The following is a 13048-nucleotide window of genomic DNA, read 5'->3' as shown; positions in this document are numbered from 1 at the left end:
GAAATCAAACACCTATTTTGACAAGAATCTACAGACTAACGTATTTCGGCACGTCCACCAGCCTAGCAACATTATTAACGAGTTAGTTAGTACTGTAGAGATAGCGGCAAGTGCCAAGAGAATACTGTAGGAACTTTCAGACAACACTCCACTTGCACTTACTACACTAAATATTACTAATTCAACGAGACCCTTGGTGTTCATCAGAACACCAAATTGGATTTATTGATCTCAAGCCGGCATCCGGGCCCTGCCTTGCACACGCCTTTTGTAGCGAAGAGTTGTAGCAAAAGGGCCGCAAAGCGGCCCCCAAAATCTCAATGCATGAAGAACCAGATCAGAATGATCACCGGAATCGGCACCCCAATCATCCAAAGCAGTATCGAGCGCATGGCCTTTCTCCTTGATCGATGGTGACAAGAAAGGTGCAGCCGCCATGCCAGTTGTATCAAAAAACTACATTCATAAGAATCAAAGGCTTACCCTCCAAGCCGCCTGAGCAAACCGTGCAATATGCAGGATCCACGCCCTTGCACCTGGGTGTTCTGCAATGCACTATCCTCCCATGATCGCCACCACCCTCCCCGACGGCCCCGAGCAAACGCCGCTTACCGCCGAAATCGTGCTGCGCTACCACCTCTGCTGGAAGCATCGCGACCTCGACGGTGTCATGGCGCTCTACCACCCCGATATCCAGTACCACGACTTCTTTCAGAACCGCGTGCTCGGCCATCAGGAACTGCGCGACTATGTACGCGCCTGTCTGCCCCATGAAGCCGGCGAGGACATCGTCCACAGCGACCGCATCCGCGTCGATGGCTGCACCGCATTCATCCAGTATCAGGTCACGGTCCAGGGCGGTGACGGCCTGGTTGCGTTCCAGTCCAGCGAGGCGATCACCGTCAGGGACGGGCTGATCTGGCGGGTCAACGAATACGCCACGCTGGTCCGCCGGAACGGCACAGGCCCCGCCAACAGCGGCCCGCGCCCCGCCACCAGCCGCCTGGGCCTGTCGCCTCGGCAGTTGTCGACCATGGCCCAGGACCTGGAGCACTACTTCCAGCGTCAACGCCCCTACCTCGACCCGGAGCTCGACCTGCAACAGGTCGCCGACGCCAGCGGCTACAGCCGCAACCAGATTTCCTACCTGCTCAACCAGGTGCTGGGGCAAAGCTTCTACCGCTACGTCAACCAGGCACGCCTGCAGCACCTGATGGCCAGCCTCGGCGACGACAGCGTCGAGGCGACGATCGACGAGCTGGCCTTCAGTGCCGGCTTCAACTCGCTGTCGGCGTTCTACAAGTGCTTCCGTGAGCACACCGGGCTCACGCCCAAGGCCTACCTCAAGCAAATTTCCCTGCGTGCACGCACGTAGGACAGCTGCCCGCTGACACCACTACGATCGCCCACAGACCTTGACGGATGTGGAGCCGAACCCGATGCAACCCCTGCGCACGCTCAGCTTGTGGATGGACCAGCTCGACGAGCCGCTGTGCGCGCGCCCGGCACTGCGCAATGACCTCGACGTTGACGTGTGCATCATCGGTGCCGGCTATACCGGCCTTTGGACCGCGTACTACCTCAAGCGCCAGGCACCCCAGCTGAACATTGCGGTGATAGAAGCCCAAATCGCCGGCTTCGGCGCCTCCGGCCGTAATGGGGGCTGGCTGATGGGCAACCTGCTCGGCGAAGACCGCCTGCTCGGTGCCCTCTCGCCGCAACAGCGCCGCGCCAGCATCGACCTGCTGCACGGCATCCCGGATGAAGTGCATCGCGTGCTGCAAAGCGAAGGCATCGACTGTGACTACCGCAAAGGCGGCGTGCTGTATTGCGCGGCGCGCTACCCGGAGCAGGAACGCAGCCTGCGCGCCTACCTCGCCGACTTGTATCGCCAAGGCATGACCGAGGACGACTACCGCTGGCTGAGCCCCGAGCAGTTGGGGAGCCAACTGCGGGTCAGCAATGCGTTTGGAGCCATTTACAGCCCGCACACGGCGACCATCCAGCCAGCCAAGCTGGTGCGCGGCCTTGCCCGGGCAGTAGAGGCGCTGGGCGTATCGATCTACGAAAACACCCCGGCCATCGACTGGCAGCCGAGCGAGGTGCGTACCCCGCTGGCACAGATTCGCTGCCAGTGGATGGTGCCTGCCGTGGAGGGTTACGCCGCCAGCCTGCCGCCACTGGGCAAACACCAATTGCCGGTACAGAGCCTGCTGGTGGCCACCGAGCCGCTGCCGGAGGCTACCTGGGAGCAGATTGGCCTGAGCCAGGGCCAAGCCTTCAGTGAAAGCAGCCGCCAGGTCACCTATGGCCAGCGTACCGCCGACAATCGCCTGGTCTTCGGTGCCCGCGGTGGCTACCGCTTCGGTGGGCGCCTGCGCGAAAACTTCAACCTCGACGAACATGAAATCGAACTGCGCCGCTACCTGTTCGGCGAACTGTTCCCGCAGCTCAAACAGGTACGCATCACTCATACCTGGGGCGGCAACCTGGGCATGGCGCGGCGCTTCCGCCCACACATGCTCTGCGACCGCCAGCGCGGCATCGCCCTTGCCGGCGGCTACGGCGGCGAAGGCGTGGGGGCTACCAACCTGGGTGGACGCACCCTGGCGGCGCTGATCCTCAACCAGCGCAACGAACTGACGGCACAACCCTGGGTGCTCGACAACCGCCCGCTATCGAGCCTGGCCAGCTGGCCTCCCGAGCCCTGCCGCTGGCTGGGCTACAACGCGATCATCCAGAGCTTCGTCCACGAGGACCGGACCCTCGCCAACCCCGCCAGCGCGCCGTGGAGGCGGCGCCTGGCCATCTCGGTTGCGGACTTCATGGAAGGTTTCATGCACTGACTTCCCTTATCACTCGTACAGGATCCACCGGTCATGAGCATCACCCAGTTCAAGAACACCGAATTTGCCGTGCTCGACAGCTCCAACCCGGTCGCGGTACCGCTCGGCGAACCCGTGGCAGTCACGTCAGTCACCTGCGTGGAGCGCAGCGATGGCGTTGAAACCGGCATCTGGGAATGCACCCCAGGGCGCTGGCGGCGGCAGATCGTGCAACAGGAGTTCTGCCATTTCATCAAGGGCCGCTGCACGTTCACCCCCGACGGTGGCGAGCCCCTGGTCATAGAAGCCGGAGACGCATTGATGCTACCGGCCAACAGCACCGGCACCTGGGACATCCAGGAGACCGTGCGCAAGACCTACGTGCTTATTTTCTGATCCGCTGATCGCCTGCCTTCGATAACAACAGACAAAGCAAGGTAAACCCGACATGCGCACCTTCCTCCTCGCCCCCCCTGATGCTGGCCGCCAGCGTGGCCAGCGCCGCTGAAACGGTGAAGATCTACAACTGGTCCAGCTACGTGGCCCCCGACACGTTGAAGAACTTCCAGCAAGCCAGCGACATCGTGCCGACCTATGACGTGTACGACAGCAATGAAACCCTCGATGGCAAGTTGATGACCGGCAATTCCGGCTACGACGTGGTGTTTCCCTCCAACCATTTCATGGCCCGGCAGATTCAGGGCAAAGCCTTGAAGCGCCTGGACAAGTCGCAGCTGCCCAACTGGCACAACCTCAACCCGGTGCTGCTCAAGGCGCTGGAGGTCAACGACCCGGGCAACCAGTACGGCTTCCCGTACCTGTGGGGCAGTACCGGTATTGGCTACAACATCGACAAGGTCAAAGCAGTGCTCGGCGACAACGCGCCCGTGGACTCCTGGGACCTGATCTTCAAGCCCGAGTACATGAGCAAGCTGAAAAGCTGTGGGGTCGCGGTGCTGGACAATGGCCCCGAACTGCTGCCGATCGCCCTGCACTACCTGGGCTTGCCCCATCACAGCCAAGACCCCAAGGACTACGAAAAGGCCAAGGACCTGCTGATGAAAGTGCGGCCTTACATCAGCTATTTCCACTCGTCCAAGTACACGGGCGACCTGGCCAACGGCGATATCTGCGTGGTGGTGGGGTTCTCAGGGGATGTGCTGCAGGCGAAGAACCGCGCCGACGAGGCGAACAATGGCGTGAAGGTGGGCTATTCGATACCCAAGGAGGGCGCGCCGATGTGGTTCGACATGGTCGCAATGCCCGTCGATGCGCCGGATGAAAAGGCCGGATATGCCTACATGAACTACCTGCTGCAGCCGGAGGTGATGGCCAACATCAGCAACCACGTCCAGTACGCCAACGGCAACCTCAAGGCTGACGGGCTGGTGGACCCGGCGATGAAGGGTAATACGATGATTTACCCGAGCGACGAGGTGATGGGCAAGCTGTATGCGCTGGAGGCGATGCCGGCGAAGATCGACCGTATTCGTACGCGAATCTGGACCAGTATCAAAGCCGGAAATTGAAATGGGGCCGCCTAGCGGCCCTTCGCGGGCACGCCCGCTCCACAGGTATCACATGACCTCCAGGTCTGGTGATTCCCTGTGGGAGCGGGCGTGCCCGCGAAGGGCTGCAAAGCAGCCCCGATTTCAGGCCTTAATGGTGCTCGCGGGTAGCGCGGAACTTGATGTCCGGCCAGCGCTCTTCCATCAGCGCCAGGTTGACCCGGGTCGGCGCCAGGTAGGTCAGGTGACCGCCGCCGTCGATGGCCAGGTTTTCCATGGCCTTGGTCTGGAATTCCTCGAGCTTCTTCTTGTCATCGCAGCTGATCCAGCGCGCCGACCAGACGGTGATAGGCTCGTAGGCGCACTCGACCTTGTACTCTTCCTTCAGGCGGCTGGCGACCACGTCGAACTGCAGCACACCGACCGCACCGAGGATGATGTCGTTGCTGCGCTCAGGGAAGAACACCTGTGTAGCACCTTCTTCGGCAAGCTGCTGCAGGCCTTGACGCAGTTGCTTGGATTTCAGCGGGTCTTTCAGGCGTACGCGGCGGAACAGCTCCGGCGCGAAGTGCGGGATACCGGTGAAGCCCAGCGACTCGCCTTCGGTGAAAGTGTCGCCGATCTGGATGGTGCCGTGGTTGTGCAGGCCGATGATGTCACCGGCAAAGGCTTCTTCCAGTTGCTCACGCTCGGAGGAGAAGAAGGTCAGCGCATCGCCGATGCGCAGGTCCTTGTTCAACCGCACATGACGCATCTTCATGCCCTTCTCGTACTTGCCCGAGCAGATACGCATGAAGGCGATACGGTCGCGGTGTTTCGGGTCCATGTTCGCCTGGATCTTGAACACGAAGCCGGTGAACTTCTCTTCCACAGGCTCCACGGTGCGCTCGTGGGCAACACGGCCAAGCGGACGCGGCGCCCAGTCGACCACCGCGTCGAGCACGTGGTCGACACCGAAGTTGCCCAGCGCAGTACCGAAGAACACCGGGGTCAGCTGACCGTTGATGAACTCTTCCTGGTTGAACTCGTGGCAAGCGCCCTGCACCAGTTCCAGTTGCTCGACGAACGAATCGTACTGGTCGCCCAGGTGGGCGCGCGCTTCGTCCGAGTCCAGCTTCTGGATGATCTTGGCTTCGGTGCGCTCGTGGCCGTGGCCCGGGGTGTACACCACGATATAGTCACCGGTCAGGTGGTACACGCCCTTGAAGTCGCGGTAGCAACCAATCGGCCAGGTGATTGGCGCGGCCTTGATCTTCAAAACGGCTTCGATCTCGTCGAGCAGTTCGATCGGGTCGCGGATGTCACGGTCGAGTTTGTTGATGAAGCTGACGATGGGCGTGTCACGCAGGCGGCACACGTCCATCAGGGCGATGGTCCGCGGCTCTACACCTTTACCGCCGTCGAGCACCATCAGCGCCGAGTCCACCGCGGTCAGGGTGCGGTAGGTGTCTTCCGAGAAGTCTTCGTGGCCGGGGGTGTCGAGCAGGTTGATCATGTGCTCGCGGTACGGGAACTGCATCACCGAGGTGGTGATGGAGATGCCGCGCTGCTTCTCCATTTCCATCCAGTCGGAGGTGGCGTGGCGGTCGGACTTGCGCGACTTCACGGTACCGGCGACGGCAATGGCCTTGCCCATCAGCAGCAGCTTCTCGGTGATGGTGGTCTTACCGGCGTCGGGGTGGGAAATGATTGCGAAAGTGCGGCGCTTCGCGACTTCGGCGGCCTGGTTGGTCATGGGAAATCGCCTGACTGGGGGATTTGAAAGGGGCAGTATCATACCTGAAGTTGGGCCTGGACCAAAATCTGCCGAATGAATGGCGCCTGTGCCGGCCTCGTCGCGGGTAAACCCGCGCCTACAGGTACGACACAGGGTTCGGATGCGGTGCAGTCTTCGTAGGAGCGGGTTTACCCGCGAAGACGCCAGCACAGACAAAACAAACCCAACAGGCAATCGCTTTATCACGACAAATAACCAAAACGCAGTTATTTCAACGCCTGCAGCACATCAAGTCGCTGTTTTTTCTCGCCCAAAAACCCGCAACCCAGCGATTAACACTGGCCAAATGCCGTCCCAGATGGGAACCTTTACGCCCACGGAGACGTCCACTCCCCTGCAAACCGCTTCGGTTGGGGACTGGTTTCATCAGCATTTTCGGGCCCGACGGGGTTCGGCTCATGGCCTGATCGCAGCCTTCGGCTTGCATCTCGCTGCTACTCGCGAACACACCACCCGCCGCCAGGATTGGCCGGCTTCCAAGAAGTGTGCTCGCCGACAACACAAGGAGTCCGCCTGTGGCTAAACGCTACGGAAAGGGGCTGTTGGGATGGGCCGCCGTGCTCGTCATCCTGGCCCTGCTGGTCCACTGGATCGGCATCGACACGATCGCGCGTTATCGCGACGATCTTGGGTTCTACCTGCAAGCGCACCTGGTATTGGTGCTGGCTTCGATGGCGGCGGCGTTGGCCGTGGGCATCCCCGCCGGCATTGCGTTAAGTCGACCGCACCGGGTCGACAAAGCCGAGCGCTTCATGCAGTTCTTCAACGTTGGCAACACCATTCCCCCCCTTGCCGTTCTGGCCATCGCCCTGAGTATCCTGGGCATCGGCGCCGGGCCTGCGATCTTCGCACTGTTCCTCGCGTCCCTCCTGCCCATCGTGCGCAACACCTACGAAGGCCTGAAAAACGTCCCCGCCTCGCTCAAGGAAGCCGCTACCGGCATCGGCATGACCCCGCGCCAGCAACTCTGGCAGGTGGAGCTGCCCAACGCGGTGCCGATCATCGTCGGCGGCGTGCGCGTGGCCCTGGCGCTGAACGTGGGCACCGCGCCGCTGGCATTCCTGATCGGCGCCAACAGCCTGGGCAGCCTGATCTTCCCCGGCATTGCCCTGAACAACCAGCCGCAGCTGCTGCTGGGGGCCGCCTGCACCGCGCTGCTGGCACTGGTGCTGGACGCAGCGGTGAGTTTCTCCAGCAGGCGCTGGCTGGAACGTGGCCTGGCCCAATAAGGATAGGAAACGCATGAAGAAGAGAATCGCCTTGCTGCTGGGCGCGGCCCTGCTGTTCGCAGGAGTTGCCCAGGCAGCGGAAAAACCCCTGGTGCGCATCGGCGCACGGGTGTTCACCGAACAGACCGTGCTCGCCGAAATCACCGCGCAATACCTGCGCGCCAACGGCTTTGACGTACGCGTCACCACCGGCCTTGGCAGCAGCATCGCTCGCCAGGCCCAGGAAACCGGCCAGCTCGACCTGATGTGGGAATACACCGGGGTGTCGCTGGTGTCCTACAACCACATCGATGAGCGTATGCCCAGTGCCGAGGCCACCTACGCCAAGGTCAAGGAGCTGGATGCCAAGAAAGACCTGATCTGGCTGACCCCATCGAAATTCAGCAACACCTATGCCCTCGGCTTGCCGAAGCAGGTCGCCGAGGCCTACCCCCAGATCAATTCGATCAGCGACCTCAACCAGGTGCTGCGCGACGAGCGCAAGCGTAACCACCTGGTGGCCCTGGACACCGAGTTCGCCAACCGCCCCGACGGCCTGGTCGGGCTCAAGGAGATGTACGACCTGCAGGTCGGCCGCGCCAATATCCGCCAGATGGACGCGGGCCTGGTCTACACGGCCATGCACAACAACCAGGTGTTCGCAGGCCTGGTCTACACCACCGACGGTCGCCTGAGCGCGTTCAACCTCAAGCTGCTCGAAGACGACAAGCACTACTTCCCCGACTACACCGCCGCCCCGGTGGTGCGCAAGGCCGTGCTCGACGCCAACCCGCAACTGGTCGCCCTGCTCAAGCCACTGGCCGAGCAGCTCGATGACGAGACCATGCGCCAGCTCAATGCCAAGGTCGACGTAGACCACCAGAACCCGACCGCAGTGGCCGCCGCATTCCTGCGAGAGCATCCCCTCAAGGAGGTACAGCCATGAGCCTGCTCGACACGTTCGCCCACCTCGACTGGGCCCAGGTGCTGCAACTGACCTGGCAGCACATCATGCTGGTCGGCATCGCCGTCGGCCTGGCGATCCTCGTTGGCGTGCCGCTGGGCATCCTGATGACCCGCTTCCCGGCAGTGGCCGGCCCGCTGCAGGCCAGCGCCACAGTGCTGCTGACCATCCCATCGATTGCGTTGTTCGGCCTGCTGCTGCCGTTCTACTCCAAGTTCGGCCAGGGGCTGGGCCCCTTGCCTGCGATCACTGCCGTGTTTCTTTATTCGCTGCTGCCAATCATGCGCAACACCTACCTGGCCCTGACCAATGTCGAGCCCGGTATCCGTGAAGCCGCGCGTGGCATTGGCATGACCTTCGGCCAGCGCCTGCGCATGGTCGAGCTGCCCATCGCCGTACCGGTGATCCTCGCCGGCGTTCGCACCGCCGTGGTGATGAACATCGGCGTCATGACCATTGCCGCCACCATCGGCGCCGGCGGCCTCGGCGTGCTGATTCTGACTTCCATCAGCCGCAGCGACATGTCGATGCTGCTGGTCGGCGCCGTACTGGTCAGCCTGCTGGCGATCATCGCCGACCTGCTGCTGCAAACCCTGCAACGTGCCCTGACTCCAGAAGGACTGCGCTCATGATCGAACTGAAGAACCTCAGCAAAACCTTCAACGTCAACGGCAAGGACGTCAAAGCCGTCGACTCGGTAAGCCTCACCGTCAACGAAGGGGAAATCTGCGTGTTCCTCGGCCCGTCGGGCTGCGGCAAGAGCACCACGCTGAAAATGATCAACCGCCTGATCACGCCCACCTCGGGCCAGGTGTTCATCAATGGCGAAGACACCACCGGGCTGGACGAAGTCACCCTGCGCCGGCACATCGGCTATGTGATCCAACAGATCGGTTTGTTCCCCAACATGACCATCGAGGAGAACATTACCGTGGTCCCGCGCCTGCTTGGCTGGGACAAGCAGAAATGCCACGAGCGTGCTCGCGAGCTGATGCACATGATCAAGCTCGAACCCAAGCAGTACCTGCAACGCTACCCGCGGGAGCTGTCTGGCGGCCAGCAACAGCGTATCGGCGTGATTCGCGCCCTGGCAGCAGATGCACCCGTGCTGTTGATGGACGAGCCGTTCGGCGCGGTCGACCCGATCAACCGCGAGATGATCCAGAACGAGTTCTTCGAAATGCAGCGGGCGCTGAACAAGACGGTAATCATGGTCAGCCACGACATCGACGAAGCGATCAAACTGGGCGACAAGATTGCCATCTTCCGTGCCGGCAAGCTGTTGCAGCTGGATCACCCGGATACCCTGCTGGCGCACCCGGCGGATGATTTCGTCAGCAACTTTGTGGGCCAGGACAGCACCCTCAAACGCCTGTTGCTGGTGCGTGCCGAGGATGCAGCGGACAACGCGCCGTCGGTGAGCCCGGAAACACCGGTGGGCGACGCGCTGGAGCTGCTCGATGAGCACGACCGCCGCTATGTGGTGGTGACCGACGCGCAGAACAAGGCGCTGGGCTATGTGCGCCGACGTGACATGCACCGCCAGCAAGGGACGTGTGGCGATTTCCTGCGGCCGTTCAATGCCACGGCGTCGCACGATGAGCATTTGCGCATCTTGTTGTCGCGCATGTACGAGTTCAACCGCGCGTGGTTGCCGGTGCTGGATGCCGAGCAGGTGTTCTTGGGCGAGGTGACGCAGGAGTCGATTGCTGCGTACCTGAGCTCGGGGAGATCGCGGGGGGCGAAGAGCAGTATCGTTTCGCCGGCCGAGGCGGTGGTTTCGTAATCGCCGGGGGCGCTTTGCGCCCCTTCGCGGGTAAACCCGCTCCTACAACGGCCTGTGTTCAATCCCCGATGTATGTCCACAACCGATCAATGTGTAGGAGCGGGTTTACCCGCGAATACGGTGGTGGCGGCAACGGTGAGCGGCTGGTGAAATTGGCCAGCAGGCCCGGCCCTTTCGCGGGTGAACCCGCTCCTACGACGGCCTGCACCCAATCACCGATGTGTGTCCACCACCGATCAATGTGTAGGAGCGGGTTTACCCGCGAATACGGCAGCGGCGGCAACGGTGAAGCGGCTGGTGAAATTGGCCAGCAGGCCCGGCCCTTTCGCGGGTGAACCCGCTCCTACGACGGCCTGCACCCAATCACCGATGTGTGTCCACCACCGATCAATGTGTAGGAGCGGGTTTACCCGCGAATACGGCAGCGGCGGCAACGGTGAGCGGCTGGTGAAATTGGCCAGCAGGCCCGGCCCTTTCGCGGGTGAACCCGCTCCTACACCCGACCGCGAAGGGCCGCAAAGCGGCCCCGGCAATCTCCGATCAAAACCCAACACTGGCCTGCACGTAGAAGGTTCGCGGCTCACCCACGTAAAGGCCGGCATTGTTATCACTGGAGCGGGTGAAGTACTGCTTGTCGAACAGGTTCTTCACCCCCGCCGCCAGCTTCAGGTTGGACAACTGCGGCCCGAACTCATAACCGCCACGGGCATGCCAGGTCACGTAGCCCGGAATATCGCCATACTGCCCGTCAGCACTCGGCTCGGTGATGTAGTCGCCATTGAAACTGCCATCGGCATTGATCCCGGTACCGGGTGCGCGCTGCCTGGATTGGGCGTAGGCATCCAGGTTCCAGGTCCAGTGGTTGATCGCGTAACGCACCCCGGCAGTGGCCACCTGGCGTGAATAGAACGGCAGGTCTCGGCCCTTGAACCCTGGGATATCCCCTTCATAGGTCGCGCGGGTATAGGTGTAGCCACCGCTCACCGACAGCCCGTCCAGGCGCGGGTCCAGCCCTGCCAGGTCATAACGCACCGAAGCCTCGATGCCCTGGTGCTTGGTCGCACCGAGGTTGGTCCAGCCCACGTCGTTGCTGATGTACTGCAGCTCATCATCGAAGTCGATGTAGAACGCCGTCAGCTCACCGGCAAAGCCGCCATTGTCATAACGGGTACCCATTTCGTAGGTCTTGGCTTTTTCCGGCTCCAGGCCATTGGCCGTACTGTTGCCAGTACCGCCCTGGCCCAGCTGGAAGTACTGCAGGCTACCGAACGAAGTCTCGTAGTTGGCGAATACCTTCCAGGCATCGGAAACGTGATACATCACGCTCAGCGCCGGCAAAGGCTCGTTGCTGGTGATGCTGCGCTTTTTCTCGGCGACCGGGCGGTTGTTGGCGTCCAGTACCGGGCGGTCGCGCCAGTCGGTATTGATGTGCTCGAAGCGCACGCCAGGGGTAATGGTCCAGTTGCCCACGTCGATCTTGTCGTCGATGTAGTAAGCGCTGGCCTCGGTGCCGCCGCTGCGGTCCTGGAACACGTGGCCGTCGGAAGTCGGGGTCACCGTCGGCACGTTGTCGATCAGCGCCAGGCGAGTCGACTGTTCGCGCATCGCTTCCTTCAGGTAACGGTAACCGACACTGACTTCCTGGGTGGTTGGGCCGGCAAAGAAGATGCGCGACACACGGGGTTCGATGGCAAAGGTGTGGTAGTTGCGCGGGTACGACGACAACGTCTTCATGTCCCGCGAGGCTATTGTGCTGCCGCGGAAGCTGTCGGTGTAGTAGGTCAGCACTTCGAACTGGGTGGCATCGTCGAGCTGCCGCTGCCATTTGAACGACACATCCTTGCGCCGGCCCGCGAAGTAGTCGTAATCGCGCAGCGACTGGTACGGGTTGCTGTCGTATTGGGCCTGGGTCAAGCCACCCGGCATGTCGGCACGGCCATCGTAATAATGGAAGTTGAGCCAGAACTCATCGACATCGGTTGGCGCCCAATGCGTCTTGAGGATAACGTCGTCGATGTCGTTGCCGTTGTTGCTTTCACGGTAACCGTTGCCATTCACCCCGGTGTACAACAGCGCCACGCCGATGCCATTGTCGGCCGTGCCACCGACGAAGGCTGACTCGGTGTGTTTCCAGCCACCGTGCTGGGAGGTCTCCAGGGTGGTGGACAGCTCTGCCGAGGCCTTTTGCGGAATAGCCCGTGTTACAAAGTTGATCACGCCGCCCACGTTCTGCGGGCCATAGCGCACCGAGCCGGCACCGCGCACGACGTCGATGCTGTCGAGGTTGCCAGAGGAAATCGGTGCCATCGACAGCTGTGGCTGGCCATACGGCGCGAACGCGGCCGGGATGCCATCGATCAGTACCGTGGAGCGTGGTGACAGGCGCGAAGTGAGGCCGCGCACGCCCACGTTCAGCGACAGGTCGCTGCCACCGGTTCCGTTGGAATCCTGCACTTGCACGCCAGGGATACCGCGCAGCACGTCGCGCACGTTCATTGCGCCCTTCTCCACCATTGCCTCGCGGCGTACCACGGTGCGTGCCCCGGGGTGGTTCTGTACCACGCTCTGCTGGGCATCACCCAGCCAGTCACCGACCACCTTGATGTCGGTGGGGGCCAGCTCCAGGCTGCCGCTGCCCAGGTCAAGGGTAGTCGGCAGTGGCTTCACCACAACGGTGTCCCCGGACATCTCGTAGGTGAGCCCGCTGCCTTGCAACAGCTGTTGCAGCGCCTGCACCGGCGCCAGGTTGCCCGATACCGCCGGGGCCTGTTTGCCGGCGACCAGCTCGGGGCTGAAAAACAGCTGCAGGCTGGTTTGCTGGCCGAGCTGGTTCAGCGCCGAACCCAACGGCTGGGCCTGGATCTGGAGGGTATTGCCGGCCTCTGCGGCCTGGCTGTCAACGGCCACGGTGCTGACCGCCAGGGCCAGCGCCAGGGCGCGAAAGCGTGGGAAGGGTTTGTTGTTGTTCACGTCGTCGAAA

The 13048-nt window shown here is 62.1% G+C and carries 10 protein-coding genes; 8 read left to right on the top strand and 2 right to left on the bottom strand.

From position 1 onward, the window contains the following. The first annotated feature begins 550 nt into the window (after positions 1-550). The 4 genes from PRJ_RS04655 (at position 551) to PRJ_RS04640 (ending at position 4354) form a co-directional block, all read left to right on the top strand. Complete coding sequence (locus tag PRJ_RS04655; RefSeq protein ID WP_177429881.1) at positions 551-1375, top strand: nuclear transport factor 2 family protein; 825 nt, start codon at positions 551-553, stop codon at positions 1373-1375. Positions 1376-1439: 64 nt separating this feature from the next. Further along, complete coding sequence (locus tag PRJ_RS04650; RefSeq protein ID WP_104960829.1) at positions 1440-2846, top strand: FAD-binding oxidoreductase; 1407 nt, start codon at positions 1440-1442, stop codon at positions 2844-2846. 33 nt (positions 2847-2879) lie between these two features. After that, positions 2880-3221 (top strand): cupin domain-containing protein, encoded by a 342-nt coding sequence (locus PRJ_RS04645; protein ID WP_012051262.1) that lies wholly within the window; start codon positions 2880-2882, stop codon positions 3219-3221. 80 nt (positions 3222-3301) lie between these two features. Continuing rightward, complete coding sequence (locus PRJ_RS04640) at positions 3302-4354, top strand: polyamine ABC transporter substrate-binding protein (RefSeq protein WP_104960828.1); 1053 nt, start codon at positions 3302-3304, stop codon at positions 4352-4354. A 130-nt stretch (positions 4355-4484) separates the two neighbouring features. Here the strand turns inward: PRJ_RS04640 and PRJ_RS04635 are convergent, their stop codons facing one another. Continuing rightward, positions 4485-6068, bottom strand: a complete 1584-nt coding sequence (locus PRJ_RS04635; RefSeq protein ID WP_104960827.1) for a peptide chain release factor 3 — start codon at positions 6066-6068, stop codon at positions 4485-4487. 557 nt (positions 6069-6625) lie between these two features. Here PRJ_RS04635 and PRJ_RS04630 point away from each other — a divergent pair. Genes PRJ_RS04630 through PRJ_RS04615 form a run of 4 tightly spaced genes read left to right on the top strand, consistent with a single transcriptional unit; the run spans position 6626 to position 10068 of the window. Continuing rightward, complete coding sequence (locus PRJ_RS04630) at positions 6626-7339, top strand: ABC transporter permease (protein ID WP_003248483.1); 714 nt, start codon at positions 6626-6628, stop codon at positions 7337-7339. 13 nt (positions 7340-7352) lie between these two features. Continuing rightward, positions 7353-8264 (top strand): glycine betaine ABC transporter substrate-binding protein, encoded by a 912-nt coding sequence (locus PRJ_RS04625; RefSeq protein ID WP_004575997.1) that lies wholly within the window; start codon positions 7353-7355, stop codon positions 8262-8264. Continuing rightward, positions 8261-8914, top strand: coding sequence for an ABC transporter permease (locus PRJ_RS04620; RefSeq protein ID WP_003248487.1), 654 nt, complete (start codon positions 8261-8263; stop codon positions 8912-8914). The genes PRJ_RS04625 and PRJ_RS04620 overlap by 4 nt, the downstream gene beginning before the upstream one ends. Continuing rightward, positions 8911-10068 (top strand): betaine/proline/choline family ABC transporter ATP-binding protein, encoded by a 1158-nt coding sequence (locus PRJ_RS04615; RefSeq protein WP_010952079.1) that lies wholly within the window; start codon positions 8911-8913, stop codon positions 10066-10068. Before PRJ_RS04620 ends, PRJ_RS04615 begins: the two co-directional genes overlap by 4 nt. Before the next feature lie 540 nt (positions 10069-10608). Here PRJ_RS04615 and PRJ_RS04605 read toward each other — a convergent pair. Next, a complete protein-coding gene (locus PRJ_RS04605) occupies positions 10609-13038 on the bottom strand; it encodes a TonB-dependent siderophore receptor (RefSeq protein WP_104960826.1) in 2430 nt (809 codons plus the stop codon). Positions 13039-13048: the final 10 nt, after the last annotated feature.

The organism is Pseudomonas sp. XWY-1, assembly GCF_002953115.1.
In the GTDB taxonomy this organism is placed as follows: domain Bacteria; phylum Pseudomonadota; class Gammaproteobacteria; order Pseudomonadales; family Pseudomonadaceae; genus Aquipseudomonas; species Aquipseudomonas alloputida.
The sequence above is the reverse complement of the archived record's forward strand: the minus strand, read 5'-3'. Positions and strand labels throughout refer to the sequence as shown.